The 25,488-nt window shown below is 45.0% G+C and carries 24 protein-coding genes, 10 tRNA genes and 2 rRNA genes; 5 read left to right on the top strand and 31 right to left on the bottom strand.

Annotation, left to right across the window (positions count from 1 at the left end; genetic code table 11):
- Positions 1 to 109 precede the first annotated feature (109 nt).
- Entirely contained in the window at positions 110 to 1,699 is a 1,590-nt protein-coding gene (locus tag GLW00_RS17035; protein WP_160916196.1) for a high affinity choline transporter 1, read from the top strand.
- 77 nt (positions 1,700 to 1,776) lie between these two features.
- On the opposite strand, the gene GLW00_RS17030 is transcribed toward GLW00_RS17035, so the two are convergent.
- Genes GLW00_RS17030 through GLW00_RS17020 form a run of 3 tightly spaced genes read right to left on the bottom strand, consistent with a single transcriptional unit; the run spans position 1,777 to position 3,444 of the window.
- On the bottom strand, positions 1,777 to 2,295 hold the full coding sequence (locus GLW00_RS17030) for a P-loop NTPase family protein (protein ID WP_160916073.1): 519 nt from the start codon (positions 2,293 to 2,295) through the stop codon (positions 1,777 to 1,779).
- Positions 2,296 to 2,299: 4 nt separating this feature from the next.
- Complete coding sequence (locus GLW00_RS17025) at positions 2,300 to 3,004, bottom strand: nucleotidyltransferase domain-containing protein (RefSeq protein ID WP_160916071.1); 705 nt, start codon at positions 3,002 to 3,004, stop codon at positions 2,300 to 2,302.
- Positions 3,001 to 3,444: an NUDIX hydrolase gene (locus tag GLW00_RS17020; RefSeq protein ID WP_160916069.1), complete on the bottom strand. Its 444-nt coding sequence runs from the start codon at positions 3,442 to 3,444 to the stop codon at positions 3,001 to 3,003. The genes GLW00_RS17025 and GLW00_RS17020 overlap by 4 nt, the downstream gene beginning before the upstream one ends.
- Before the next feature lie 352 nt (positions 3,445 to 3,796).
- On the opposite strand from GLW00_RS17020, the gene GLW00_RS17015 reads away from it, so the two are divergent.
- Positions 3,797 to 5,032, top strand: a complete 1,236-nt coding sequence (locus tag GLW00_RS17015) for an MFS transporter (RefSeq protein WP_160916067.1) — start codon at positions 3,797 to 3,799, stop codon at positions 5,030 to 5,032.
- Here the strand turns inward: GLW00_RS17015 and GLW00_RS17010 are convergent.
- The 8 genes from GLW00_RS17010 to GLW00_RS16975 form a co-directional block, all read right to left on the bottom strand.
- Complete coding sequence (locus GLW00_RS17010; protein WP_160916065.1) at positions 4,964 to 5,770, bottom strand: helix-turn-helix domain-containing protein; 807 nt, start codon at positions 5,768 to 5,770, stop codon at positions 4,964 to 4,966. The genes GLW00_RS17015 and GLW00_RS17010 overlap by 69 nt on opposite strands.
- Positions 5,767 to 7,008 carry an MFS transporter gene (locus tag GLW00_RS17005; RefSeq protein WP_160916063.1) on the bottom strand — a complete coding sequence of 414 codons (1,242 nt, stop codon included), beginning with the start codon at positions 7,006 to 7,008 and terminating at the stop codon, positions 5,767 to 5,769. Before GLW00_RS17005 ends, GLW00_RS17010 begins: the two co-directional genes overlap by 4 nt.
- A complete protein-coding gene (locus GLW00_RS17000) occupies positions 7,005 to 8,054 on the bottom strand; it encodes an ArsR/SmtB family transcription factor (RefSeq protein ID WP_160916061.1) in 1,050 nt (349 codons plus the stop codon). Before GLW00_RS17000 ends, GLW00_RS17005 begins: the two co-directional genes overlap by 4 nt.
- A gap of 151 nt (positions 8,055 to 8,205) precedes the next feature.
- Positions 8,206 to 8,973, bottom strand: a complete 768-nt coding sequence (locus GLW00_RS16995) for a GNAT family N-acetyltransferase (protein ID WP_237417551.1) — start codon at positions 8,971 to 8,973, stop codon at positions 8,206 to 8,208.
- A 252-nt stretch (positions 8,974 to 9,225) separates the two neighbouring features.
- A complete protein-coding gene (gene trxB, locus GLW00_RS16990) occupies positions 9,226 to 10,179 on the bottom strand; it encodes a thioredoxin-disulfide reductase (protein ID WP_160916057.1) in 954 nt (317 codons plus the stop codon).
- Between the two features lie 105 nt (positions 10,180 to 10,284).
- Positions 10,285 to 10,707 (bottom strand): arsenate reductase (thioredoxin), encoded by a 423-nt coding sequence (gene arsC, locus GLW00_RS16985; RefSeq protein WP_160916055.1) that lies wholly within the window; start codon positions 10,705 to 10,707, stop codon positions 10,285 to 10,287.
- Between the two features lie 27 nt (positions 10,708 to 10,734).
- Complete coding sequence (locus GLW00_RS16980; RefSeq protein WP_160916053.1) at positions 10,735 to 12,030, bottom strand: arsenic transporter; 1,296 nt, start codon at positions 12,028 to 12,030, stop codon at positions 10,735 to 10,737.
- Between the two features lie 11 nt (positions 12,031 to 12,041).
- Positions 12,042 to 12,389 (bottom strand): ArsR/SmtB family transcription factor, encoded by a 348-nt coding sequence (locus tag GLW00_RS16975; protein ID WP_160916051.1) that lies wholly within the window; start codon positions 12,387 to 12,389, stop codon positions 12,042 to 12,044.
- Positions 12,390 to 12,628: 239 nt separating this feature from the next.
- Between GLW00_RS16975 and GLW00_RS16970 the strand changes: the two genes are divergently transcribed.
- A complete protein-coding gene (locus tag GLW00_RS16970) occupies positions 12,629 to 12,913 on the top strand; it encodes a phospholipase (RefSeq protein ID WP_160916049.1) in 285 nt (94 codons plus the stop codon).
- Between the two features lie 796 nt (positions 12,914 to 13,709).
- Positions 13,710 to 14,858 carry an FtsW/RodA/SpoVE family cell cycle protein gene (locus tag GLW00_RS16965; protein ID WP_160916047.1) on the top strand — a complete coding sequence of 383 codons (1,149 nt, stop codon included), beginning with the start codon at positions 13,710 to 13,712 and terminating at the stop codon, positions 14,856 to 14,858.
- A gap of 82 nt (positions 14,859 to 14,940) precedes the next feature.
- On the opposite strand, the gene GLW00_RS16960 is transcribed toward GLW00_RS16965, so the two are convergent.
- The 7 genes from GLW00_RS16960 to sigW all read right to left on the bottom strand — a co-directional run bounded on the left by GLW00_RS16960 (position 14,941) and on the right by sigW (position 22,523).
- On the bottom strand, positions 14,941 to 15,477 hold the full coding sequence (locus GLW00_RS16960; RefSeq protein ID WP_160916045.1) for a hypothetical protein: 537 nt from the start codon (positions 15,475 to 15,477) through the stop codon (positions 14,941 to 14,943).
- Between the two features lie 120 nt (positions 15,478 to 15,597).
- On the bottom strand, positions 15,598 to 17,400 hold the full coding sequence (glmS, locus tag GLW00_RS16955) for a glutamine--fructose-6-phosphate transaminase (isomerizing) (protein ID WP_160916043.1): 1,803 nt from the start codon (positions 17,398 to 17,400) through the stop codon (positions 15,598 to 15,600).
- 488 nt (positions 17,401 to 17,888) lie between these two features.
- The gene (glmM, locus tag GLW00_RS16950) at positions 17,889 to 19,238 is read right to left on the bottom strand and encodes a phosphoglucosamine mutase (protein WP_160916041.1); all 1,350 of its coding nucleotides are present in this window, start codon (positions 19,236 to 19,238) and stop codon (positions 17,889 to 17,891) included.
- Positions 19,239 to 19,296: 58 nt separating this feature from the next.
- On the bottom strand, positions 19,297 to 20,292 hold the full coding sequence (locus tag GLW00_RS16945; protein ID WP_160916039.1) for a CdaR family protein: 996 nt from the start codon (positions 20,290 to 20,292) through the stop codon (positions 19,297 to 19,299).
- Entirely contained in the window at positions 20,285 to 21,097 is an 813-nt protein-coding gene (cdaA, locus tag GLW00_RS16940) for a diadenylate cyclase CdaA (protein WP_089652931.1), read from the bottom strand. Before cdaA ends, GLW00_RS16945 begins: the two co-directional genes overlap by 8 nt.
- Before the next feature lie 190 nt (positions 21,098 to 21,287).
- On the bottom strand, positions 21,288 to 21,944 hold the full coding sequence (locus GLW00_RS16935; RefSeq protein ID WP_160916038.1) for a zf-HC2 domain-containing protein: 657 nt from the start codon (positions 21,942 to 21,944) through the stop codon (positions 21,288 to 21,290).
- Positions 21,945 to 21,959: 15 nt separating this feature from the next.
- A complete protein-coding gene (sigW, locus tag GLW00_RS16930; RefSeq protein ID WP_160916036.1) occupies positions 21,960 to 22,523 on the bottom strand; it encodes an RNA polymerase sigma factor SigW in 564 nt (187 codons plus the stop codon).
- A 161-nt stretch (positions 22,524 to 22,684) separates the two neighbouring features.
- Between sigW and GLW00_RS16925 the strand changes: the two genes are divergently transcribed.
- Complete coding sequence (locus tag GLW00_RS16925) at positions 22,685 to 22,879, top strand: aspartyl-phosphate phosphatase Spo0E family protein (protein WP_160916034.1); 195 nt, start codon at positions 22,685 to 22,687, stop codon at positions 22,877 to 22,879.
- Between the two features lie 11 nt (positions 22,880 to 22,890).
- On the opposite strand, the gene rocF is transcribed toward GLW00_RS16925, so the two are convergent.
- From rocF to GLW00_RS16860, 13 genes are all read right to left on the bottom strand, one after another.
- Positions 22,891 to 23,793 carry an arginase gene (rocF, locus tag GLW00_RS16920; protein ID WP_160916032.1) on the bottom strand — a complete coding sequence of 301 codons (903 nt, stop codon included), beginning with the start codon at positions 23,791 to 23,793 and terminating at the stop codon, positions 22,891 to 22,893.
- 342 nt (positions 23,794 to 24,135) lie between these two features.
- Positions 24,136 to 24,208, bottom strand: a tRNA-Ala gene (locus GLW00_RS16915).
- A gap of 3 nt (positions 24,209 to 24,211) precedes the next feature.
- A tRNA-Gly gene (locus GLW00_RS16910) sits at positions 24,212 to 24,286 on the bottom strand.
- Positions 24,287 to 24,302: 16 nt separating this feature from the next.
- A tRNA-Lys gene (locus tag GLW00_RS16905) sits at positions 24,303 to 24,375 on the bottom strand.
- A 43-nt stretch (positions 24,376 to 24,418) separates the two neighbouring features.
- Positions 24,419 to 24,493: transfer RNA gene (locus GLW00_RS16900), tRNA-Gln, on the bottom strand.
- 109 nt (positions 24,494 to 24,602) lie between these two features.
- Positions 24,603 to 24,688 (bottom strand) — tRNA-Tyr (locus tag GLW00_RS16895).
- A gap of 16 nt (positions 24,689 to 24,704) precedes the next feature.
- A tRNA-Thr gene (locus GLW00_RS16890) sits at positions 24,705 to 24,780 on the bottom strand.
- 12 nt (positions 24,781 to 24,792) lie between these two features.
- Positions 24,793 to 24,868, bottom strand: a tRNA-Val gene (locus tag GLW00_RS16885).
- A 7-nt stretch (positions 24,869 to 24,875) separates the two neighbouring features.
- Positions 24,876 to 24,950: transfer RNA gene (locus GLW00_RS16880), tRNA-Glu, on the bottom strand.
- Between the two features lie 21 nt (positions 24,951 to 24,971).
- Positions 24,972 to 25,043 (bottom strand) — tRNA-Thr (locus GLW00_RS16875).
- A 3-nt stretch (positions 25,044 to 25,046) separates the two neighbouring features.
- Positions 25,047 to 25,121 (bottom strand) — tRNA-Asn (locus GLW00_RS16870).
- Positions 25,122 to 25,164: 43 nt separating this feature from the next.
- A 5S ribosomal RNA gene (rrf, locus tag GLW00_RS16865) occupies positions 25,165 to 25,278 on the bottom strand.
- A gap of 89 nt (positions 25,279 to 25,367) precedes the next feature.
- Positions 25,368 to 25,488, bottom strand: a 23S ribosomal RNA gene (locus GLW00_RS16860); the annotation flags it as partial.

The following is a 25,488-nucleotide window of genomic DNA, read 5'->3' as shown; positions in this document are numbered from 1 at the left end:
GACGTATGGACTTTGTAATTTACAGAATATTCAGATAATAATAAAAGGAGTGATGTCATTGCAATCGAATCAACATACATCTTTTTTCGCTAAAAACAAAGCCGCCATCATGCTCGGGACACTATTAGGTGTTTTCGTCCTCTATATGGCCCTCACTAATGAAAACATTCAATGGGGCGGATTTATCGCCATGATTGTTTTCTATGCCCTCGTCTATTACATCGGTGCAGTCTTCGCTACAAACAAATCCGGATCTCTAGCAGACATGATGGTCGCAAACCGCAGCTTACCCCTTGGGATCGCCATGTTCACTATGGCCGCTACTTGGGTCGGCGGTGGTTATGTCAATGGTACAGCAGAATTCACTTACAGCGATGGTCTCGTTTGGGCTCAAGCTCCATGGGGATACGCATTAAGCCTGATTATTGGTGGTATTTTCTATGCTCGTAAAATGCGTCGCTATGAATTCTTCACCATCATCGATCCATTGGAACAACGTTTCGGTAAAAAAATGGCCGGTGTCCTGTACATTCCTGCTCTTCTTGGGGAAATGTTCTGGAGTGCTGCGATTCTAACGGCTCTCGGCACAACATTCGGTACCATTCTGAACATTGACTTTACTACATCCATCATCCTTTCAGGCGTCATTGCCATCGCCTATACCGTAGCCGGAGGCATGTGGGCAGTCGCCTATACGGACGTTTTCCAAATGGCTATTCTATTAATCGGTCTTATATTAGTCGTGCCCTTTACTTTAGGTCATGTCGGCGGCCTTGAAAACGCATGGAGCAACTATTCCGTAGAATTCGGATCTTACGCCAATCTATTTCCACCTTTGAATGGATGGCAGGATCCTGCCTGGGGCAACTGGTTCTGGAACTGGATCGACTATGCCCTCCTTCTTATCTTTGGTGGTATTGCGTGGCAAGTATATTTCCAGCGTGTTCTTTCTGCCAAAAATGAAAAAACAGCGATGTGGTTATCCATCACCGCAGGAATCATCTGCATCATTGCAGCTATCCCTGCTGTACTAATTGGAATTGTCGGTGTCAATATGGACTGGGCAAGCATGGGACTTCCAACTCCTGAGAACCCAGCAGTCATTCTGCCGCACATCCTTAGATATTTAACACCTGAACTCGTGTCCGCAATCGGACTCGGAGCGCTAGCGGCAGCAGTCATGTCTTCCATGGACTCTTCCATTCTTTCAGCCTCTTCCATGGCATCCTGGAATGTGTATCGTCCATTAATCAAACCGAACGCAAGCTCTGAGCAATTGAAAAAAGTGATCAAGCGCACAATCATCATCGTCGGTGTTGGAGCTATGATCATCGCATTAAATGTCAAAAGTGTTTATACGCTGTGGTATTTAGCATCCGATCTTGTGTACACCATTCTATTCCCACAGCTCACGATGGCTCTCTTTTATAAAAATGCGAACCTTTATGGATCGATCGCCGGCTTCTCTGTTGCTTTATTCCTTCGTTTAGGTGGCGGTGAACCTGCGATGGGACTACCGGCATTCCTGCCGTATCCAATGATCAATGCTGACGGGATCGTCCTGTTCCCGTTCCGTACACTTGCCTGTATTGCAGCGTTCGTCATGATTTTCGTAGTATCTGAATTAACAAAGAAAAAATGTCAGCCTATGCCTCTTCTTATGCCAGAGGAGAGAGAGCAGGAGAAAAAAGTTTCATAATATGATATAAATACCAAGCGCTCCAATTTTGAATTGGAGCGCTTTTTTTATCCTCATTCTATTAGAGAACTGCAAGTCTAAGAAATGTAATCAAGAAACTTCTGTATATCCTCTTTCGATCTTAATTGAATGACGCGCTTCTCACGGCCGATCTCTTGAAAAGACAGGAGTCTCTCCTGCATGTTCTTTTTCCGTTTTCGATAGGTCGTCACGATAAATTTCAAGAAGTCTGCTTCCATTCTTTCGCTGCACCCTTCACCAAGGTCCGGGCGAGTGCTTCCACGGTGGATCCACCAGCGTTTCAAAACTCGAAAAAGACAGATCCTTAGAGGCAGTTCCAAGTAGATGATCGTGTCTGCCCTTTCTGCGCGTATTTCGTACGTAGATCTATAATTTCCTTCAATAATCCACTGGTCTTTTTCTACGACTTCTCTCTGCCTAGCCGAGAAGTCCTCCAATGTCGCCTCCTGCCAGCCCGTTTCCCAATAAAAACGATCGAGATGATACACGTCGATATCAAGCTTCTTCCCTAGTCTTTTCGCAAAAGTGGATTTGCCCACACCTGCCGAAACCCCAAGCACCATGATTCTCTCCACTTCCCTACCTCCTTTTTCCAATCAAAAACCCTTCGAACAAGCGACCTCCGTATGGATTCAGCACCTCATCCACCAGCTCAATGACGTCTTGCCTCTCCCCGTTTTTGTAAAACCGGTCAAAGCGCTCGATCAACCGTTCTGCAAAAGCAGGATCATAGTTTCGCAGTGACCGAGCCATCCATTTCGATGACCCGCTCCACTGTCCATTCGCACGCAAATAAAAATCGCCTATCTGCTCTGATAATTTTGCTGCTATGAAAAGAGATTCACCCCGGTCTGTGCAGCCAATAAAATCGTCCAAAGCATCCGTAAGGAAATAACGCTTATGCATGAGGGTTTCTTCTGACCATGGGTCCGGCCCCTTCTTCAGTAGGTCCGCTGCTTCATCTCTGACACCTTCCAAACGATCATCCCACTTAAGCACCTGTCCCTCTGTCACCATTCGTGGCATAGAAGGTTGTCCTCTTTCACAATCACTATCGAAAAAACCACGATAAGTAGACCAGTTATGTACAAAAGCCTCAACCGGCCATTTGCCCAAATAAAAAGACTCACGAAAAGAAGAAGTTACCTTTGAATCAAAAATCACAATGTCCAAATCCGATGTGCTTGTTGCCTCTCCCCTTACGACGCTTCCGGCAAGAAGAGCGGCATCACTATTCGCATACCGCTCTTCGATCACATCTTTTGCTGCTTCAAATGCTTTCATTCACTCATCCTTTCGAGAATGATCTGTGCTCTCTTGTCGATATTCTCAGGGAGAGATTCACCATCGAAATATCTCAAATCCAACGTTTCTTCATGATCTACTTTCAGTTCACCACGAATATCGTAAGCTATAAAACAAGCAATGACATTATAGACCTCATCCCCGTTCGGGTACTTGTAAAAAAAGTCTTCCCCTGAAAACGTGGTAACCTGCTGCACATCTTCAGCTATAAGTCCCGTTTCTTCCTCCAGTTCCCGGACAGCCGTTTGCTCCAAAGTCTCTCCTGGTTCCATCGCTCCACCAGGAAGCCCCCATTCTTTCGTATCCTTTCGATACTGAAATAGCAGCTCTCCCTGCTCATTCTTAACAAGTACCGTAGATCCTGCGATAACCAGAGGCTGCGTCCCTATCAATCTCCTCATTCTTTGCACGTAATCCATTTCACGCCCCCTATCTCTGAATATTCAGTATATCAAACATACCACCAAATCTTGCTAACAAACTCACCAATATTAATGAAGAACCTGATCAACTAGTGAGATAAGATTCAAGTATATGGCAGGATTGTGGAAGACTCAGTTTCGAGACGCTGATATAGCAAAGGGGCGGAGGGGGATGGCGAGACTCCTGCGGGAAAAAAGTGCTTGGTGAGAACCCACGGGACGCAGTCCGAGGAGGCTCACCAAGCTTCCGTGGAAAGCGAGTCATCCCCCGTATCCCCAACCACTGCACGAACATCTCGAAACTGAATCTTCAAGAAAAGGGAGCTTTAGTAGAGAAGGAGGAATGTTGATGTATCGATCTTTATGGAAGCAGAAGAATATACGATTTTATTTATTGGGAGGTGGTGTTTCGAGACTCGGGGATGTGCTGTCTGCGATGGCTTTTCTTTTCCTTGCTTATGACATGACAGGCTCCAATGTCCATACGACTGGAGTGGCGCTGGCAGAAACGGTGCCGTATTTGCTCTTCGGTTTGATCGGCGGAGTGGTGGCAGATTCTTTCCCTCGAAAAAAGCTGCTCATCCGGCTGGATTTGCTTCGTGTACCTCTCATGTTATCGATCAGCCTCTTACATGGAGTCCATCTGCTTACCTATCCAGTGCTCATCCTCGTCAGTTTTTTAGTACAGACGATTGGATGCTTTTTCAATCCTGCACACCGCGCTGTTCTGCCAATGGTGACGACAGAAGACGAACGCTCAGCCGCTAATAGTCTTTATGACACGATTACACGCGGGGTGACGATTTTAACTCCACTCATCGCTATTACTCTGTTGAATACGGTCGGGGTCCTCCACTTTTTCACTTTGGATGCATTAACGTATATTATTAGCGTCTACTGCTTGACTCAACTTACCCTGGAGGAACCGGTGAAGAAATCACAGACGATCCGATCCATCTGTCTGTCCATCAAAGATTTCTTCGTATGGATGGTTAGGCAAACTACGATTCGGAATCTTTTTTTCTTCACATTTTATACGGTTTTTCTCAATACATGGGTATGGCAGGTGGGGTTGCTGTTAGCTCTGGAAGAAATGACTACAAAAAGTGAAGAATGGTACAGCGGGATTCAGGGTGTTTTTGGGGCAACGGTTATTCTCACGAACATGGTGCTTCCTTTTTTCATTAAACGATTCTCCCTCCACCATTATGTAGCGGGGGCAGCGATATGGGGAGTTGGCATCGCTTATTACGGGTTCTTTTATGGAGTGGGGCACTTTTTCATTGGCTGTATAATTGTGGGAGTGGGCATGCCGGTGGCCAGTCTTGCACGTGTTTTCCTCATACAGTCTGAGGTTCCGGAAGAAAAAATGGGAAGAGCGTTCAGCACGAATGCGGTTCTTTTATATGCTTCCAATACTCTCTCTTTGATGCTTTACGGCGTCTTATCCGCCTACATGCCCATCCGGTGGCTGATGTTTACGAGCGGAGGGATGATTGTCGCGGGCTGTCTCATTTTAACGACGATTCATTTTATAAAACTCTCGAAATTGCGAGGGCGTTTTCTGGTAGATTCTTTTAAATAGATGATTGTATGTCGTCATACTGGAAAATCCATGATCGAAAGCAATGGATAAAATGGAATCCTCCGTATCCATCAGAGAAGACTGACTTCGAAAAAGTCGATAAACCTGCAGCCATGAGTAAGGAGCGAAGCCGGTTTCTTTTTTAAAAGCGTGGGAAAATTGATACTTGTTCATACGGGCTACGGCAGCCATGGCATCTAAAGACCAAGCTTCTCTATAGCTTTCTTTCATCGCATTCATTGCCCTGTGAACAGGTTCCTCCCCGTGAACATCCGGCCATTCTGCCTGATGAGAGCCTGGACCATACTCCATCAATAGAACAGCGAGCTGCATGAGACTATGATCCAAAAAGAGATCCACTCCCTCTCCCTTTTGATAGAAAAAGAAGTCCCTCACGAAATGAGCCCACTGATTTAAGTGGGGATGCTTATAACTTAGAGTAGCGAATTCGACTGGCGAACGTGTGGCAGCGCGCTGCATACCCGCTTCCATCAACAATTCGGGACGAATTTCTACAAGGAACTTCTCCTTCGTCGCCTGGAGCTGTTTATGTTTATGGCCCGGATTGAAAAGTAGAAAACCTTCCTTCTCTATCGAAACATCACCCTGTGGCGTCTGATAGAGACCTTTCCCATAAGGAGAAAAGATCAGCTTATAACAATCATCCATCCGCCAAGCCCTCTCTCCAAGAAAGTCCGTCCGCTTTAATATTAATCCTTGATCATGATTCCAAATCAAAGGGCTCCCTCCTCTGTATCTACGTTTTTTAATGAAGGGTGTAAATAAATAAAAGAGGCGATGATAGAAACGGTCCCTCCAACAGCGATGGTCATAGATGTACTTATGTATTCACCGATGATTCCAGCGACCAACGCACCTAAGGGCATCAGCGCCCACGTCATGAACCGGCTCGTCGCCTGCACCCTTGCGAGTAAATACTCCGGCGTCAGCTTTTGTCTTAACGTTACAATACATGGGCTGCTGATGGAAGCACAAATTGTTCCGACAGCATTTAAAAGGGCGAGAGCAACAAACGTGTGGTAGAAACTAAACAGGAGGATGGAAAGGCCTCCGACAGCGCCACACCCGAATAATAGAGTACGGTAAGTGACCCTGCTCCTCAGAACAGGAGAAATCAGTGCTCCCCCGATAGCCCCTAACCCGCCAATGGATAGTAGCCAGCCGATCGAAACCGCTGAAAAGCCGATCTCAGCTTTTAAATGAACAATCAACATCGTCAAAAAAAGTGTGGTTCCGAATACCGAAAAGAACATGGCGATGTTTGTATAGAGCAAAGGTTTCTGATGGATCACAAAACGGAATCCCTCGCTCACGTCATGGATGAACGAACGCTTTTCCCCTTGCATCCGCTCACTCTCCACCCGCAAACTCCAAACGACTAGGAAGCCGATAAAGAATGAAAAGCTATTGATGATCATCCCGACTCCAGGATTATAAAGGGTCACAATCCAACCACCAAGGCCCGGGGCCAGAAAGACAGCCGTATGAAACACCCCCGTGTTCCAGGCATTCACAAGATCTAGATCCTGCTCCCTTACGAGTTTCGGAATCGATGCAAACTGAGAGGTTTGGTATAGCTGGCCAAGCACACCAATAACGAAGGCAGCTGCGTAGAGAACATAGATAGTGATTATTTCAAACAAGAACAATACCCCTATGCTTCCAAGTAAAAGGAAACGGAAAAAATCACAAAACAACAGGATCCGCTTCCGATTCAATCGGTCCGCCAGTACACCTGCGAGCGGCTGTAACAAAACAGGCACACGCTCGATAGCAGCAACGATGCCCATACTGAGCGGTGAACCTGTGAGAGCCAGCACCATCAAAGGGAACGCTATCAAATAAATCTGATCCCCGAAGAAGGATACTAGATTCCCTCCGATAAAACGCAAGGCTTGATAATTGGACTTGAATGCCGGTTTCTCCTCGCCCTCCCATGCATCCGCATTGCTCATTTTTCCTCTCCTAAAAAGATCTCCAGTTCCTTCGGCAACATTTCCCATGCCCGTGGGCTTACATGATAACGCGGACCATAAGCGACGATAAGTCGTGCAGATTTCAACAACTTCAAATGGTGATAGACGGTCGTTTTACCCATCCCGATCTCCTCGGTCAGCTCTTTCAGGGTACGCCCTCCACCCATTAGAATTTTCAGCATACGCAGGCGATTCTCATCTCCAAGTGCCTTGAACTTCTGAACGAGCATCTGATCTGGAACATTCGGGTCATGGGGGTGGATACTTTCATTGGCTACAGGATAATAGAAGATTTTCGCCCCTTCTATATCGGCTTCCACATTCCACGGGCGATAAATAAAGTGGGGAATCAGAATAACCTTATAGACGCTAGGCTCAGGGATGTACCGAATTCCATGTGTCGCCCACTCTACAAAATCCTCCGCTTCCAGCTTTTCCAGTCGTTTGTTCTTGGAAAGAGCGTCGCGTTCCAGTATACCTTTGAACTTCGCCTGATCCGGCTTGATAACCGATTCATACCAGCCTGACATTACCTCTTGGATATGCTTTTTTAATTGATGCAAATCCCTCTGACTTATGTAAGAGATGTAACGTGGAAAGAAGGCATGATCCCTGGATGCTTCCTGGAGCCGCGCCACGGCCTCCCGGTCCCCTTGCGAAGCAAGCCTTCGATCTTCTTGATGGTTTTTTCCTAGATAAGGAATAGCCATGTAACGCAGCTCTTCTTCACCTAATTCATTTACAAAATCATTAAATTCCTGGAGTGAATCCATGTCCTTTTCATGAAGCAAAAGCAAGATCGTTTTCCATGTATTCTGTTCCTGGACCGTTTCCAAATGAACGAGCATGTCCGCAGACAACGATTGCTTAATCGCCTGCCACTGATTTTCTGTATAGTCCAACGTGTCCAACAATCGTTCGTTTGTAATTGCAGCGATGCCTAGTGCCGCTTCCCACAGAAGGGAATGCTTCACTTCCACTTGATACGTCTCTCTTTTTCTCGAACCCATAGAAAATACTTCCATTTCATCACCTCTTGCAATTATTCTAAACTTATAGAACTAAAAATACAATATATATTGAATAAATTTTCAGATTATTACATTAAAACACTTCCATTAAAAAAAACCACCAGGAGAGGTGGTTTTTCCATTATCTGTATGACCTGGTACACCATTATTTAGGAGACAGCATTCCATACGTGTAGGCAAGGAGCTGGAAGTTGAGTCTTTCTAATATGGGACGGCTCATTGGTCTCGCATCAACAGTGAGGAATGAATAGTCGTATTCGGAAGCTTTCTTCGCTCTGGCCGCTACAAGATCTTTGTAGTAGCCTCTTCCACGGTAGGCTGGCTGTGTGGCGCCACCCCATAAAGAAGCAAAGGAGGATTCTTTCTCTAAGTACATCCATGCTCCGGAGACTAGCTGATTTCCATCATAAATCCCATATAAAAACAAATCATCCGGGTGTTGTTGCTTATCTTGCCACAACCTCTTACCAAGGGAGTCATGCTTCTCCTGCCAAATCTCATCCATCAAGCGGACGATATCTTTCACACCGTTTTCGTCCGTAATCTCTTTAAGCTCAGCAGGGATTTGCCTATCTAATAAATCCTTATCTATAGTCAGATCCAAGACAAGCAGAGCTTCTTCTTCATCCTCTTTAAAACCCTCTGCCAATAATAGCTCCTTTAAATTAGAAGGAGAATCGTAACTGAACAGCTTCCATTCAAAAGGCTGACCTATTTGCTTGAAATACTCCTTCTCTGCCTGAATGACGGACCTTGCATTCTGTTCTGTCAATAAAGAGGCAAGAATAAACCCCCGGTCATCATATTCAGAGATGTGACGCACCACATGAGACGTTGCCTCTCTTCTAAAACCAGTCGTTTGGGCATTTACTCGGAGCTCCTTGTGGTACTTGTTCAACAATTCGCGATTCATTTCCATCCCCCTTGTGGTTCAATCACTCACGATTATATTGTATCACCTGCCCACACTTCAGGGATTAACCTTTGGGAAAGTGCCCTAACCTGAGGGTATAGTGACCGTTCTTTCGTCGAAAGTGACCTAATTTCAGTGAAAGTGACTTAACGCAAGGCGAAAGTGCCCTAACGCCCGCCTAAAGTGACCTAACGTATTCCTGGCACAAAAAAGCACCAACCTGTAAGAACAGATCGGTGCTCAATCTAAGAATCAGGATAAGTTTTCGCTCCAGTCAATTGTCGCTTCTCCCTCAAGGAAACGCTCCGTATCCATAGCTGCCATGCAGCCTGTGCCTGCAGCTGTAATCGCCTGGCGATATTTCTGATCCTGTACATCGCCACAAGCGAAAATGCCTGGAATATTCGTGTTGGTCGTGCCGGGATCAACGAGAATATAGCCTTTTTCATCCATATTCAGTTTTCCTTTCACAAAATCCGTGTTCGGGTTGTGACCGATCGCAACAAATATTCCATCGGTTTCAATGACTTCCTCTTCGCCGGATTCGTTGTCACGAACCTTGATGCCATTGATCTTCATACCATCGGACACCATTTCAACCGGTGTTTTGTTCAACGCCCACGTAACTTTTTCATTCTCCTGCGCTCGTGTCTGCATGATTTTCGATGCTCGGAGCTCATGGCGACGGTGGATGACCTGCACTTCGCTCGCGAATTTCGTAAGGAAGGTCGCTTCTTCCATCGCAGAGTCTCCTCCACCGATGATGACAACTTTCTTCCCTCTGAAAAAGAATCCATCACAAGTCGCACATGTGCTGACGCCTTTTCCGAGGTTTTCTTTTTCACCTGGAATGCCGAGCATTTTAGCAGAGGCTCCTGTAGAAATGATCAACGTTTCCGTCTCCAATTCACCCAAGCCATCGACTTGAAGTTTGAATGGACGATCTGCCACCTCTACGTCGGTCACCCATCCACGCTTGAAAGTCGCGCCAAAGCGTTCCGCCTGCTTTTTCATGTTATCCATGAGCTCAGGCCCCATAATTCCATCAGGGAACCCTGGGAAATTTTCGACTTCCGTCGTAAGCGTCAATTGCCCGCCTGGTTCCGGTCCCTCTATGACGAGAGGTTCCATATCCGCTCTGGCTAAATAAACAGCTGCCGTTAATCCGGCAGGGCCTGTGCCTAAAATAATGGATTTATAAGCCATCCAAACTCCTCCTTCAGCAAAAGGTCTTCTCCTTAAAGGTATAACCTTATTTCACGCGAGTCATGCCTATTTCCACTATATTCAGTTTAGCCCGCTTTGTTTTTCTTACTCTCCTGTTTCAGCGAACTTCTGTATGCGTGCCTCAATTTCGTCACGTACACGCTGGAAGAATGCCCATTTTTCTTCTTCCGTTCCTTCCGCTTTCGCCGGGTCATCGAATCCCCAGTGGAAACGAGTAACTTGAGAAGGCGTCACCGGGCACTTGTCGTTCGCATCTCCACAAAGAGTAATCGCGTATTCAGCATTGTTTAGAATATCAGGGTCGATGATGTCAGATGTTTGATCGGTAATATCCACATCGACTTCGCTCATCGCCTTAACAGCATTCGGGTTCAAACCGTGCGCTTCAATCCCGGCTGATTTCACCTCATACTTATCGCTCAAATGTTTTTTTCCGAACCCTTCTGCCATTTGGCTGCGGCAAGAGTTTCCTGTGCATAGAAAATAGATGACTGGTTTGTTAGACATGTAGCATTCTCCTTTTGTTTATAAAAATTAAAGAATTAATAACCATAGATATAGCCCGACGAGCGTTATGAATAAGGTCGGCACGGTTAATATGATTCCCACTTTAAAGTAGTATCCCCATGAAATCTTGAAGCCTTTCATGGATAAAACGTGAAGCCAAAGCAAGGTCGCTAAAGACCCAATAGGTGTGATCTTCGGCCCGAGGTCTGATCCGATAACATTAGCGTAAATGAGGGCTTCCCTCATCGTTCCTGCCGTATTCGTATCAGCAATGGCAAGAGCATCAATCATTACGGTTGGCATGTTATTCATGATGGAAGAGAGAATGGCCGCAATGAATCCCATTGAAACTGTCGCTGTGAACAGGCCTTGATCAGCTGTATATTGAATGACATTCGCAAGGATATCGGTCAAGCCGACATTTCGAAGTCCGTAAACGACAACATACATCCCGACAGAGAAGAAGACGATGGCCCACGGAGCTCCTTTGATCACTTCTCCTGTTTGGACGGCCGCACTCCTTCTCGCCATCAATAGGAAAAAGATCGCGACAATTCCGGCAATGATGGATACAGGAATTCCCAAAGGCTCACTTGCGAAATATCCGATCAACAGTACAGCAAGAACGCCCCACGACATGCGGAACATTTTATCGTCCTGGATCGCATCTTTCGGCTTTTTCAACTGGGATAAATCGTAATTGTCCGGAATACTCTTACGGAAAAATAAGAACAAAACAAGAATACTTGCAGCAAGTGAAAATAAGTTCGGAACAATCATGCGTGACGCATACTCTACAAATCCGATATCGAAGAAGTCTGCAGAGACAATGTTCACTAGGTTACTGACGACCAACGGCAAGGAAGTTGTATCCGCAATGAAACCACTTGCCATAATAAATGGCAGAATCATCGCTTCCTTGAAATTCAAATTCCTAACCATCGCAAGAACAATCGGTGTCAAAATCAATGCCGCTCCATCATTTGCGAATAGTGCAGCAACCACAGCCCCTAGCAAGGTCACATAAATGAACATCCGCTTCCCATCACCTTTAGCCACACGGGCCATGTGAAGGGCCGCCCATTCAAAAAATCCAATCTCATCTAGAATCAATGAAATAATGATAATGGCGATGAACGCTAATGTTGCGTTCCAGACAATGTCTGTAACGGCGAGCACATCTTGAAAATCAACGACACCAAAAATCAAAGCGAGAATGGCACCCGCACAAGCGGACCAGCCGATTCCAAGATTCTTTGGCTGCCAGATGACAAAGATGAGCGTAAGTACAAAAATAATCGTAGCAATCAGTGCTAAACTCAAAAACAATCCCCCTAGCTATCGCATTGGATGCGTAGTCCCGCTTCTTCCAATGCTGTCAATTTCTCTTTTTGGTCCGGGATCTGTTCCAGAACCTGTTGAATGATGGGGTATGTGGCGTGTTCTCTGTTCAAAGAATAAAAAATCCACTGCCCTCTTCGTTGTTCTTTTACAAGACCAGCATCACGCAGCTTTCTTAGATGCTGACTAATGGAAGGCTGGCTCATTTGCAGTACTTCCACAAACTCGCATACACAACATTCACTATCTTTCACCAAACCAAGAATGGTCAGTCGCGTTTTATCTCCTAAGAGCTTCAACGTATGTGCAGCTTGTTCCAATTCAATCATTGTCTCTTTCATCAGAATCACCTCACCTTTTATTATGATATAAGCATATACTTATATATGCAAGAGAAAAACTCAAAATAAAAAGCCCCTTCGACCTCGGACTCCTTATCCAGTCAATCATGATATTGGTTTGGTTTAGTATGTAAACCAAAATAAAGTATGATAAACCTGGTAAGGGTACGAGACCAAACCAATTTCACATTCTGATCATACAATAGTTGTAGTCAATCTTTTTGATGGAGGAGAACCACATGTATAGAAGAAGAGAACCGATGCGCAGACCGGGGTTCTGTGTATTTCCTGGCTATAAGTACTGTGGACCAGGGTGCAGTGGGCCGGGTGAACCCTTCAACGCCGTAGACGCCGCCTGCAAAGCCCATGATGAATGCTATCGTTATTACAGAGATTACTGCGATTGTGACCTTGCTTTCATCAATAAGCTTGAAAGATTACAAAACCCTTATACCCTTGAAGGTCGTCACGCAAGAACTTTATATAAATACATGAGAATCCAGCGAATCTTCACATGTTTCTAAATAGACATCAATTCAATCACCGTTCTATTGGTGATTTTTTATTTAAATTTAAATGATGTTGAATATGGGTTATTAAAGAATATGGCAGGTTTCTTGAAGACTCAGTTTCGAGACTTATGCTGAGTGGATGGGGGCTGCGGGGAGTAGCTCGCTTTCCACGGGAGCGCGGTGAGCCTCCTCGGACTGCGTCCTGTGGGGTCTCACCAAGCACTTTTTTCCCGCAGGAGTCTCGCCATTCCCCTTCGCCCCTTAACCAAGTATGGTTCTCGAAACCACTACTTAAAAATCAGCTTGTATGGATATGAGAAGTGAATGATTTAAACTCTACCTCGTTGACGTTTAGCATACGCAAATGCTTGATAGAACGCACTATATGCCCGCATATGGGAGAAGATTTGGAACCATCCACTTCCCTCAACCATTCAAGCTGACCCTTTTAGAAGTGGTTTCGAGACACTTATAAGGTCAAGGGGCGGAGGGAAACGGTGAGACTCCTATGGGACGTGTGGGACAGGTGAGACCCCGGAAGGCGTAGCCTGAGGAGGCTCACCGCCCGCCCCATGGAAAGCGAACCGTTTCCCGGAGCCCCTAGAATCACAAACATCTCGAAACTGAGTCTTCCACTAAAGGGAGCTTATCTGATACATAACGTACTTTTTCACGCCCGTGAACGAAAAGAATGCTTTATAATTGAAGAATAAGGAAGAGTTCACTTTTCAAACGTGTTACATGTGCTTATAATAGTCAACAGCACACTTTTTTTGCTTCGCCAACATGAGAGGATGTATAACTAAAAATGAAATTCGAAGAAAGATTCGATTGGCAGCTCTTTTTTATTATGTGTTGTTTCATAGCCGTCAGCGCAGTCGCTCTTTTCAGTGCCCAGCAGAGCACACAATATAACGACAACTTTGTACTTAAACAGTTGGTCTGGTATGGACTAGGTGGCATTGTCATTGGCTTTATGCTCCTTGTCGATCCTGAAGATTTCAAGAAAATCAGCTGGTATTTATATGGGTTCGGTATCATTCTTTTAATTGCTCTAATTGTCGCGCCACCATCCATCGCTCCTGTCATTAAAGGACAGAAGAGTTGGTTCGCCATGCCGGGGTTATCTTTACAACCTGCAGAGCTTGTGAAGATATTTACTATTCTAGCCCTTGGGCGGATTGCGGTTGATCATAATCAAAAGCATCCCTCATCAATGAAAATGGACTTGTTCCTTTTGCTGAAATTAGGAGCAGTGACCGGTCTGCCGGTTCTTTTGATCATGCAGCAGCCGGATTTAGGGACAAGCCTGGTGTTTATCGCGATCTTAGCAGGATTCGTCTTGATCTCAGGCATTTCATGGAAAATCATTTTACCGATTTTCACTGTGATCTCCGCTCTCGGAACAGGGTTGATCTGGCTTGCTCTCAAAGCCCCTGAGCTTCTTGACCGTTATTTAGGGGTGAAGGAGTACCAGCTCGGGCGTATCTACTCCTGGTTCCAGCCGACCAAGTATGAAGATTCATCCGGATACCATCTCGTTAAAGCGATGAGAGCGATTGGTTCCGGACAGTTGTATGGAAAAGGATTCGGCGAGCGGGAAGTTTACTTACCAGAAGCCCAAACGGACTTCATTTTCAGTATCATCGCAGAAGAATACGGATTTCTCGGTTCTTGTATCGTCATCATCCTTTTCTTCTTGTTGATCTACCGCTTCACAACCATCGCTTTTAAGGCCAACAGCAACTACAGCTCGTATGTGATGGTCGGAATTATAAGTATGATTGCTTTCCACGTTTTCCAGAACATCGGAATGTCTGTTCAGCTGCTTCCAATCACAGGAATTCCGCTTCCGTTCATCAGCTACGGTGGAAGTGCCCTCCTCGGAAACTTAATGGCACTCGGGATTGCTTTTTCAATCTCCTATCACCATAAGACCTATATGTTCGGGGAGTAGAAAAACATCATTCACAAGAAAGGGGGCCGTCCTGGAACGGCCCCTTTTTGTTTTCCCCATAAAGCATGAGTTTCTCAAACAATCATTCACTTTTGATGGAATTGGCTATTTCCACTAATTCATCAGGGAGAAATTGATCAGTAACGCGTTGATCCATACTCAACCTGTACTGCAACTCCTCCGTCTCAAAAATAAAAACGTGAAAACCCGGAACCTTCACGAATTTTCCTTTTCCTCCAGACTCGAGCCTCACCTGTTCTATGATTCGCTTCTCATGAATCAATAATTTATTTTCTGCTGGTCGGATGTCTACATTAAAGTGATTTTCAGGTACATGCTCATTCAAATACTCCACATTTAATTCCACATTCCCGTTTCCACCTAACCGATTCACCCTGGCTAAGACGTGAGTAAATGCCAGGGATGGAAGTTTCTTAGGAAGAGCTACTCCCCTTTTCATTTGCTGTTCAAATTCTTTAACTGCTTCTTCCAAAGACTTATATCCATATTCAGCATAGAACTCTTCAAGGGGTTTAGGTTGATCCACCTGGGCATGAATAGGCGTATGGACGACTAGCATGCAGGTTAGGCACAATAAAGCCATGACATATTTCTTCATATAAAACAGACACCCCTAACTGCATCGAATAGATCTATTTTCTCCAGGTTGTCTTTTCCCTATCCAGGTGCAGGGAAGTAAAAAAGCTGGCATCCGCATCGGATACCAGCTCTTTAATCTTTATTCTACCGTAACACTTTTCGCAAGGTTACGTGGTTTATCAACATCACAGTCACGGTGAAGTGCTGCATAGTAAGAAATCAGCTGCAATGGAATGACAGAAACAAGCGGTGTCATGAGATCATGCACATGTGGAATGACGAAAGCATCGCCATCTTTATTCAAGCCTTCCATGCTGATGATCATGCTGTTTGCCCCACGCGCCTCTACTTCCTGGACATTTCCACGGATGGAGTAATTGACGTTTTTCTGTGTGGCAAGTGCAATGACAGGTGTACCATCTTCAATCAAAGCAATCGTACCGTGTTTCAATTCACCACCAGCGAAACCTTCTGCCTGGATGTAAGAAATCTCTTTCAACTTCAGAGAACCTTCCAGTCCGACGTAATAGTCGATGCCGCGGCCGATGAAGAAACAGTTACGCGTTGTAGATAGGTACTCGCGGGCCAAGTCTTCCAGTTTTTCTTTTTGATCTGTTAAAGCTTCCATAGCAGTCGCCACGATAGCAAGCTCCTGCATAGGATCGAAATCAAGCTCAATGCTCTTCGCACGTGCTGTATCCACAGCAAGGATCGCAAGAACAGCCATTTGCGCTGTATAAGCTTTTGTAGATGCTACAGCGATTTCCGGTCCTGCGTGCAAGTGCATGGTATAGTCTGCTTCACGGGAAAGGGTGGACCCTGGCACGTTCGTGATCGTCAATGCCGGATGACCAAGTTCTTTTGTTTGGACAAGGACAGAACGGCTGTCTGCCGTTTCACCACTTTGAGAAATGTAAACAAACAACGGTTTCTCAGAAAGAAGTGGCATGTTATATGAGAATTCACTAGCAACATGAACTTCTACTGGAATGTTTGCGAGTTTTTCAATGAACTGTTTCCCTAGAAGTCCGGCATGGTAACTCGTACCTGCAGCGATGATATAAATACGATCGCAGTCTTTCATCGCCTGGCGGATTTCAGGGTCCAGCTTGATCTCATCATTCTCATTTTGATATTCCTGAATGATTTTACGGATGACGAACGGCTGTTCATCGATCTCTTTCAGCATAAAGTGAGGATACGTTCCTTTTTCGATATCTGTTGTATCCAATTCTGCTGTGAATGGTTCACGCTCAACCTTTGTACCATCGGGCTTTTGAATTTCAACACCATCACGGCGAACAATGACGGTTTCTTTATCCTCAAGCTCAAGGAATTGGTCGGTTACGTGAAGAGCCGCCATGGAATCACTGGCTACAACGTTGAAGTCATCACCGATTCCAACTAACAGAGGGCTCTTATTCTTAGCGACATAAATCGTATCAGGATTTTCGCGGTCGATCATGGCAATCGCATAAGAACCAGTCAGAAGCTCGACAGCTTTACGGAAAGCTGCAGCTACATCGTTCATCTCATTATTCAGTACTTCCATCAGTTGGACGATGATTTCCGTATCTGTTTCACTCTTGAACTCCACGCCGCTCAAGTACTCGTCGCGAACGTCCACATAGTTCTCAATGACACCATTGTGAACGATTGTGAAGCGTCCGGAAGCACTTTGATGCGGGTGCGCGTTTTCTTCACTAGGAGCGCCATGTGTAGCCCAGCGTGTGTGTCCGATGCCGTGCGTCGCTTTGACATTTTGATCGACAGCTTCTCTTAAAGAAGCGATACGCCCTTTTACTTTCGTCACTTCCACACCGTTCTCGTTTAATGTGGCAATACCAGCTGAATCATAACCGCGGTATTCCAGCTTTTCCAAACCATTCAATAAAATCTCTTTCGTATCATCCTGTCCGATATATCCTACAATTCCACACATATTTGTTGTCCTCCTGTTATCGGAGAAGGGCAACGAATGCTCCGTAGATTTCAAAGGGGCATTTCGCTGCCCCTCTCCCGTTATTCTTGATCACTTCGTCCAGAATGTTTTGTTCGGAAAGTCACCTTCCCGTTTTACATTTGGACATGCGGTTGAAGTGTGGCAACCGGGAGGCATCCGCCGAAAACTCGATGAACCTCCACCTCGTCAACTGTGTTCATTTAAGACGTAGCACACAGTCCTGGCGCTTTATAAATAAGGAATGACCTCGATCCTCCTTAACTATTTCAAAATAAAGTCCCTGTTGTCTGTTTCCGATTGAAGATTTTCTCAAACATGATTTTCGACATTTTTTTCAAGGACATGTTCAATTGTACACAGCCCTCTCAGATGGGTCAATAAAAATTGAAACCGTTACAGAAATGTAAGGGGCCTGTAATAGGATATGCGCAGATCACCCCTGTGTGCGACCTGCGCAAGCCCTTAAACTACTCCTTTAAACCAAGCTCTTCTTCAACGACCTGGACAACTTTATCACAATACTTTTCACACTGTTCTTCCGTCAGTGCTTCCACCATGATCCTTACCAGTGGTTCTGTGCCGGACGGGCGTACAAGAACTCGTCCACTTCCACCCATTTCCTCTTCCACCGCCTGGATGGCTTCCTGGATTCTAGGATGCGTTTGAACTTTATTTTTATCAATGACACGGACATTCTTCAGTACTTGAGGGAACTTTTCCATTTCACCGGCAAGCTCTGAAAGTGGTTTACCCGTTTCTTTCATAACATTGACCAGTTGAAGAGCCGACAGCATACCATCACCTGTGGTGTTGTGATCAAGGAAGATAATATGCCCGGATTGTTCCCCACCGAGGTTATAACCACCGCGGCGCATTTCTTCCATGACATAACGATCCCCTACGGCCGTCTTATCACTCTTCATTCCATTTGCTTCTACGGCTTTATAGAAGCCAAGGTTACTCATAACCGTAGAGACAACTGTTGAATTATTTAACGTGCCATTTTCATTCATGTGCTTGGCACAAATGTACATGATTTTGTCTCCGTCCACGATATTTCCTTTTTCATCAACCGCAATCAGACGGTCACCATCTCCATCAAAAGCAAGTCCTACATCCGCTTTCTTCTCTTTCACAAGATCCTGTAATGGCTCAGGGTGTGTAGAACCAACGCCATCATTAATGTTCAGACCATCCGGGGAGGATCCGATAGAAGAAATATCCGCTTCAAGATCCGCAAACAAATGAGAGGCCAGTGATGAAGTCGCTCCATGAGCACAATCCAGTGCGATGTGGAGTCCTTCAAAATCATAATCAACGGTTTGCTTCAAGTGTTGCAAGTACTTTTGCCCACCCTCGAAGTAATCATTAATCTGACCAAGATCCGCTCCTGAAGGCCTTGGAAGATCATCCTGCTCTGCATCGATCAATGCTTCAATTTCCTGCTCTTGATCATCAGTCAATTTAAAACCATCAGGGCCGAAGAATTTGATGCCATTATCTTCGACAGGGTTGTGGGAGGCGGATATCATAATTCCCGCTTCCGCCTGAAGGGCTTTCGTTAAAAAGGCTACGCCTGGCGTGGAAATCACGCCAAGACGCATGACCTCAGCTCCAATTGACAGTAACCCTGCAGCGAGAGCTCCTTCAAGCATCTCACCAGAGATCCTGGTGTCTCGTCCAATTAAAACCTTAGGACGTTCGACACCTTTGGTTACGACATATCCACCGTAGCGGCCAAGTTTGAATGCAAGTTCCGGTGTTAATTCCTTATTCGCGACGCCTCGTACGCCGTCTGTGCCAAAATATTTACCCATAATCATTCGACCTCTCTTTCTATACTTTCCATTGATCTATGTTTTCCAGATTCATTGTTTATTGTTGATCTGTGCCGCTTCCGTCCGCGCCTGCTTCACCTTCAACGACTTCGATGTCCACTTCAATCGTTTCAGGTTGAACTGAAGTCACTCCTTCAGGGAGCGGAATATCGACTTCTACGGTTTGACTTTCTGTCACTTCCGATACATCGACAGGTACTTCAGGAAGTGCCTCAATGTTATCAAGTACTTCCTTCGGTCCGGAAATAGTAACTTCCTCTGTTTCCGTACGGACCGATTCAATCAATACCCCTTCCGTATTCCCTCCACGAGCAGCCACATTTAATGGGACACTCTTCGTACGTGTGGAAATCGGTACTGACACGTTTACAGTCGTTGGATCCACAAGGACATTCAGCTCATTCCCCTGATTATCATAAACCTTAACAGGAGCTTCCTGGGCTTCAATCGACTCTGTAGCTTCTCCAACATCAATAATTGCTTTCACAGAAGCTACACGCTCAATGACCGAAGAAGCTCCCGTGATGGCAACTTGTGATGGATCCACTTCTGGTTCACCAAGCTCAAGCGCACTATCCATGTTTCCTTGATTGATATAATCAATGTTCACTTCATAATCTTCTGTCACTTTTTCCTCAATCGTCACTTCGATGATTTTCGGATCGAGAGTAACTGCAAGTTGGTTGGATATCCCTGAATGCTGCAGGGACACTTCATGTGTACCCGGTCCAAGTCCGTTCAGATCTACAAAAACCGTGAAGTTCTTTTGTCTGGAAACAGGAGCAACAGCGGAGGTCGGCCCTTCTACAGAGACGGATACTTCCTGAGGGATTCCACTGACCACATATTCTTCACTATCAAATCTGATTTCCAATGGAATGTTCTCCATCACTTCTATATCAGAGGATGACTGGTTGAAGAATAAAGAATCAGAGTCCATGTTGTTATCCACGTTTACTGTCACCCAGAGGAGACCAGCAAGCATAAGAGAGATGATTCTTATAAACCATACACTTTTGAACCAATTATCCATTCTTCTTCCCCCTCCAGTTCCAGCTTTTCACCGCAGGGGCGGAGTAATCTAATTCTGTACGCAAAATCTCTTCCAGTTTCACTTGATCAAGGTCGCGATGCAGTTCGCCGTTCTTCGTACAGGAAATAGCCCCTGTCTCTTCAGAAACGACGATTGTTAATGCATCCGTCACCTCACTGATTCCCATAGCTGCTCTGTGCCTCGTCCCGAGTTCCTTTGAAATAAAAGGACTCTCTGAAAGTGGAAGATAACAGGCAGCAGCGACAATTTCATCGTTCTTAAGTATAACCGCTCCATCGTGGAGAGGCGTGTTCGGTATGAAAATATTCGTAAGCAATTCACTCGACAAATGTCCACCGACACGGATACCTGTCTCTACATAATCTCCCATACCTGTATCACGTTCAATCGTAATCAATGCACCGATGCGACGTTTAGCCATGTAGTTACAGGATTTAATAATTGCCTGTAAGGTCTTCTCGGTGTCTTCTTCTTCTGAAGTATTCCTGCTGAAGAAACTTCCTCGTCCTAGTTGTTCTAAGGCTCTTCTGAGTTCAGGCTGGAACAAAATGATAATCGCGAGGAACCCCCACGTAATCGCTTGTGACATCAGCCACCTTAATGTGGTTAGTCCAAATAAATTACTCAATAACCATATACCCAGAATTACGAAAATACCTTTTAATAGCTGAACGGCCTTCGTTCCCTGGATCAGCATGATTAATTTATATACAACAAACCAGACAAGGGCGATATCCACAGTAATCAAAAAATAATCTAAAACATCCAATCCCCCATCAAGCATGCCTACACTTCCTTTTAGATATAATAAACCTTAAAAATTCACATTTCCCATTATATCACATAACCTCCCCTGTATATATGGAGAACATACCGTCCTGCCGAGAGACCCACGGGTTTCTATACTTTCAGGATCCTTCCTGCTCGGTTCTGCTCAAAAAAAAAGCAGGGAAGCTTGGGCCTCCATGCTTTTTTCAATCCGATTGAAATGAGAAAATCTCCTTGAATGTTTTCTTCGTGTGATACCATACCCATTCATAAACCTGGTTTACTTCGGTCAATTCTCCTGAATAGGCCCGTAAATTATTGCGGTCAAGCTCATCATCGCGAACCTCTTGTCCAGAGGGCTCATTAAGAATATCGCCATTAATAAGGGTAATATCCCCATCGACTTTTCCGTCGATCCGCAAATCCCCATTTCTAACAACTAAGTCCCCTTCAACCGTAACGCCTTCCGGTACAATGACCGTATGATCACGAATTTCCAGATTCTCCTGTTTGGAGACCGTCACCTGCTGGTCCTGATTCCATTCGGTAAATATGCCACCGAACATCAATATAAAGAAAACAGCAGCAGCAGTAAGCAGAGGATGCCTCTGAAGCTTACGCATATAGTTCTTCCTTTTCTTCTCTTTAGGCAAATTTGCCATCACATTCGCAGTAAAACGCGGTGGCGCAGAAGCAGGTGTCGTATTCTTAATCAGAGTGGTCGTTCTCTTTAATTCATGAAAGTGATGTTGGCAGCTTTGGCAGCTTTGTAGATGATCTCTCAGTCGTCTTTCTTCTTCTTTATTTAATTCACCATCTAAATACGTATGCATAAGTGCAATGGCTTCTCTCTTGCAATTCATTCCCTCTCAACTCCTTCACACATGTCGAAGCCTCTTACGTAAAGCCTCTCTACCCCGGTGGACTCTTGTCTTAACTGTCCCTACTGGAATATCCAATACATCCGCTATTTCTTGAAGCGCAAGCTCATCTAAATAACGTAGCACGATGACACTGCGATACTTAGGAGGAAGCGCCAATATTTCTTTGTGGATGTATGACTGTAATTCAAGGCTTTCCACTTCTTCTTCAGGTAGAGCTTGGTCGGCAGCTAATTGCGAATACATGTCTAACCCTTCCGTCCCCTTCACTTCTGCATCCAGATGATAGTCCGGCTTTTTTTTGCGGATACGGTCAATGGACAGATTCGTAGCTATCCTATACAACCAAGTGGAGAATTTCCTTTTCTCATCAAACGTATGGAGATTCGTATAGGCTCTAATAAAGGCTTCCTGGGCCAGGTCTTCAGCTTCATATGAATTCCCGACCATTCGCAGACAAATATGAAAAACTTTATTCTGGTAAAAAGAAACAATGTCTTCGAAAGCGGATTGATTGCCTTTTTTCACTTCTTTTATTTTTTGCTTAATCATGGTTTCCATCTTCTAATACCTCCGCTATACGTGCGGTCGATAACCTTTACGGATGACCTCGCCACAAAGTTTCATAAATTTAATATTTTTTTCGCTAATATAAGTTTAACTTTTTTTAGTATCGGTTATAAAGCTGTAAATGTAAAAAATTTCTTAGGAGGCAATTTAATATGAAGCGAGTGTCCGCTTTGAAGAAAGAAATCGAAGCTTGTCGTCTGGAAATGATTCGTTTAGCCAGCTTCCATAAGTTGAGCTCGCCGGAAGTCGTACAAATGAGTGTAAAATTAGATCACCTGTTAAATGAATACGATGAAGAAACCTATAAAAAACAGCAACCCACCTTACAAAAAGCGGGTTACTGCTAGAAATGCATCATTTATTTCAAGCTCTCACCAAATAGAGAACCCATTAAACCTACCGCTACGCTAGCGGTTTTATTTTTTTCATCAAGAATCGGATTTACTTCTACGAATTCAGCAGATGTAATCATACCTGACTGATACAGCATCTCCATAGCCAGATGGCTCTCACGGTAGCTCAAACCACCCATAACAGGAGTTCCCACGCCAGGTGCTTCATTTGGGTCCAGTCCATCAAGGTCTAAGCTTAAATGAACTCCGTCGGTACGATCCTTCAAATAATCCACGGTCTCTTCCATCACTTGCGTCATCCCCATACGATCTACTTCATGCATCGTATAGACTTTGATACCCTTCTCTTCAATAAGCACTCTTTCACCTTCATCGAGCGAGCGAGCACCAATGATCACAATATTTTCGGGCTTAATCTTCGGTTCATAATCGTGGATACTTGTCAGCTTCTCGTGACCGATCCCTAAGCTTACAGCCAGTGGCATTCCATGAATGTTACCTGATGGTGAGCTGTCACCTGTGTTCAAGTCGCCGTGAGCATCATACCAGATTACTCCGAGGTTTTCATAATGTTTTGCAACTCCTGCCAAGGTGCCCATAGCAATACTATGATCCCCACCAAGCACAAGTGGAAAACGATTATTTTCTACTACTTCATCCACCGCTTTTGCAAGACGGCGGCTTCCTTCAGCAATTTCATTCAAGTTACGTAAATTATCCTGTTTCACATCTGTATTTTGTTTTGGACGAGGAATCTCAATGTCCCCTAGATCTTCAATGTTATATTTCAATTGCTCTAGACGTTCAATCATACCCGCATAACGAATAGCACTTGGCCCCATATCCACGCCTCTGCGCATTTGTCCAAGATCCATAGGTACACCGATTACTGAAAGCTGTTTATTCATCAAAGTTCCTCCTTTTTTCTCTACTATAATTGTATCCGTTTTTAACGTTATGACTCAACTGGACATGTTTGTGCATATATATACGAGAACCAGTATGAAAACGTATGTAATCATGCATGTTTACAAGGTTTGGTCTCTTTTTCAATATTATGGAAGATATACTCTGCACAAAAAGGACGATGGTAATCTTTTATAATCACCCATAAAATTGAGAGCCTCGATTCTATCATTCAATAGCGAATATTATATAACATCGATTGATAACCGACCCACAGAATCTTGGATGCCATAGGAAAACACACAAAAAACCTGACATCAATTGTTGATGTCAGGTTCAAAGAATGGAGCCTAGCGGGATCGAACCGCTGACCTCCTGCGTGCAAAGCAGGCGCTCTCCCAGCTGAGCTAAGGCCCCGTATGGAGCGGGAGACGGGATTCGAACCCGCGACCCCCACCTTGGCAAGGTGGTGTTCTACCACTGAACTACTCCCGCATATAAAGATGAAAGATGAGCCATGAAGGATTCGAACCTTCGACCCTCTGATTAAAAGTCAGATGCTCTACCAGCTGAGCTAATGGCTCATAATACAATAATTAACACCTAGTATAACATCTTTTAAAAAAATGGCTGGGCCAGCTGGATTCGAACCAGCGCATGACGGTACCAAAAACCGTTGCCTTACCGCTTGGCTATGGCCCAACAGTTACAAAAATAGTATTTACCATCTAAAGATCATTATACAAGAAATGTTTATTTTCATAAAAAATAGCTGATCATGGATGTCAGCCGTTTTAGTCAATGAAAAAAATGGTGGAGGGAGTAGGACTCGAACCTACGAACCCGATGGGAGCGGATTTACAGTCCGCCGCGTTTGGCCAACTTCGCTATCCCTCCACTTTGACTAAAGAAGTGGTGCCGGCCAGAGGACTTGAACCCCCAACCTACTGATTACAAATCAGTTGCTCTGCCAGTTGAGCTAGGCCGGCTTATGAAATTAATGGTGGAGGATGCAGGGTTCGAACCTGCGACCCCTTGCTTGTAAGGCAAGTGCTCTCCCAGCTGAGCTAATCCTCCGAATAAGTGGTGACCCGTACGGGATTCGAACCCGTGTTACCGCCGTGAAAGGGCGGTGTCTTAACCACTTGACCAACGGGCCTTGTGTTTGTTCGTTTCTGAGAGCTTCCAGCCGGATTTGAACCGGCGACCCCTTCCTTACCATGGAAGTGCTCTACCACTGAGCTATGGAAGCAAGTGGCTCCAACGGTAGGATTCGAACCTACGACCGATCGGTTAACAGCCGATTGCTCTACCACTGAGCTACGTTGGAATAATGTTCATTCATCAAAAGCATTAATAAGGAAAGAGAATCAATGTGGCGGCGTCCTACTCTCACGGGGGTAAACCCGACTACCATCGGCGCTGAAGAGCTTAACTGCTGTGTTCGGCATGGGAACAGGTGTGACCTCTTCGCCTTCACCACCACATCAATATAAAGTTTGAGGTGAACCCTCAAAACTGGATAAGGAAACATCTGGTTTGAAAAGCAACGTTCTTCACGAATGATTATAATCAGATAGATAAGTCATCGATCCATTAGTATCCGTCAGCTCCACGTGTCACCACGCTTCCACCTCGGACCTATCAACCTCATCGTCTCTGAGGGATCTTATTTGCTTAAAGCAAAGGGAAATCTC

This window comes from Halobacillus litoralis, from assembly GCF_009856445.1.
GTDB lineage: Bacteria > Bacillota > Bacilli > Bacillales > Halobacillaceae > Halobacillus > Halobacillus litoralis.
The sequence above is the reverse complement of the archived record's forward strand: the minus strand, read 5'-3'. Positions and strand labels throughout refer to the sequence as shown.

Excerpts from the sequence above, each read along its gene's own strand:
- GLW00_RS17035 (WP_160916196.1), top strand. The coding sequence starts at position 110 with ATGCTCGGGACACTATTAGGTGTTTTCGTCCTCTATATGGCCCTCACT.
- arsC (WP_160916055.1), bottom strand. The coding sequence starts at position 10,707 with ATGTCTAACAAACCAGTCATCTATTTTCTATGCACAGGAAACTCTTGC.
- GLW00_RS16960 (WP_160916045.1), bottom strand. The coding sequence starts at position 15,477 with ATGAAGAAATATGTCATGGCTTTATTGTGCCTAACCTGCATGCTAGTC.
- GLW00_RS17000 (WP_160916061.1), bottom strand. The coding sequence starts at position 8,054 with ATGGAAGTATTTTCTATGGGTTCGAGAAAAAGAGAGACGTATCAAGTG.
- GLW00_RS16935 (WP_160916038.1), bottom strand. The coding sequence starts at position 21,944 with ATGAATTGCAAGAGAGAAGCCATTGCACTTATGCATACGTATTTAGAT.
- rocF (WP_160916032.1), bottom strand. The coding sequence starts at position 23,793 with ATGAATAAACAGCTTTCAGTAATCGGTGTACCTATGGATCTTGGACAA.
- cdaA (WP_089652931.1), bottom strand. The coding sequence starts at position 21,097 with ATGCTTGATGGGGGATTGGATGTTTTAGATTATTTTTTGATTACTGTG.
- sigW (WP_160916036.1), bottom strand. The coding sequence starts at position 22,523 with ATGGAAACCATGATTAAGCAAAAAATAAAAGAAGTGAAAAAAGGCAAT.
- GLW00_RS16995 (WP_237417551.1), bottom strand. The coding sequence starts at position 8,973 with ATGAATCGCGAATTGTTGAACAAGTACCACAAGGAGCTCCGAGTAAAT.
- glmS (WP_160916043.1), bottom strand. The coding sequence starts at position 17,400 with ATGTGTGGAATTGTAGGATATATCGGACAGGATGATACGAAAGAGATT.
- GLW00_RS16925 (WP_160916034.1), top strand. The coding sequence starts at position 22,685 with ATGAAGCGAGTGTCCGCTTTGAAGAAAGAAATCGAAGCTTGTCGTCTG.
- glmM (WP_160916041.1), bottom strand. The coding sequence starts at position 19,238 with ATGGGTAAATATTTTGGCACAGACGGCGTACGAGGCGTCGCGAATAAG.
- trxB (WP_160916057.1), bottom strand. The coding sequence starts at position 10,179 with ATGGCTTATAAATCCATTATTTTAGGCACAGGCCCTGCCGGATTAACG.
- GLW00_RS16970 (WP_160916049.1), top strand. The coding sequence starts at position 12,629 with ATGTATAGAAGAAGAGAACCGATGCGCAGACCGGGGTTCTGTGTATTT.
- GLW00_RS16965 (WP_160916047.1), top strand. The coding sequence starts at position 13,710 with ATGAAATTCGAAGAAAGATTCGATTGGCAGCTCTTTTTTATTATGTGT.
- GLW00_RS17020 (WP_160916069.1), bottom strand. The coding sequence starts at position 3,444 with ATGGATTACGTGCAAAGAATGAGGAGATTGATAGGGACGCAGCCTCTG.
- GLW00_RS16945 (WP_160916039.1), bottom strand. The coding sequence starts at position 20,292 with ATGGATAATTGGTTCAAAAGTGTATGGTTTATAAGAATCATCTCTCTT.
- GLW00_RS17005 (WP_160916063.1), bottom strand. The coding sequence starts at position 7,008 with ATGAGCAATGCGGATGCATGGGAGGGCGAGGAGAAACCGGCATTCAAG.
- GLW00_RS17015 (WP_160916067.1), top strand. The coding sequence starts at position 3,797 with ATGTATCGATCTTTATGGAAGCAGAAGAATATACGATTTTATTTATTG.
- GLW00_RS17025 (WP_160916071.1), bottom strand. The coding sequence starts at position 3,004 with ATGAAAGCATTTGAAGCAGCAAAAGATGTGATCGAAGAGCGGTATGCG.
- GLW00_RS16975 (WP_160916051.1), bottom strand. The coding sequence starts at position 12,389 with ATGAAAGAGACAATGATTGAATTGGAACAAGCTGCACATACGTTGAAG.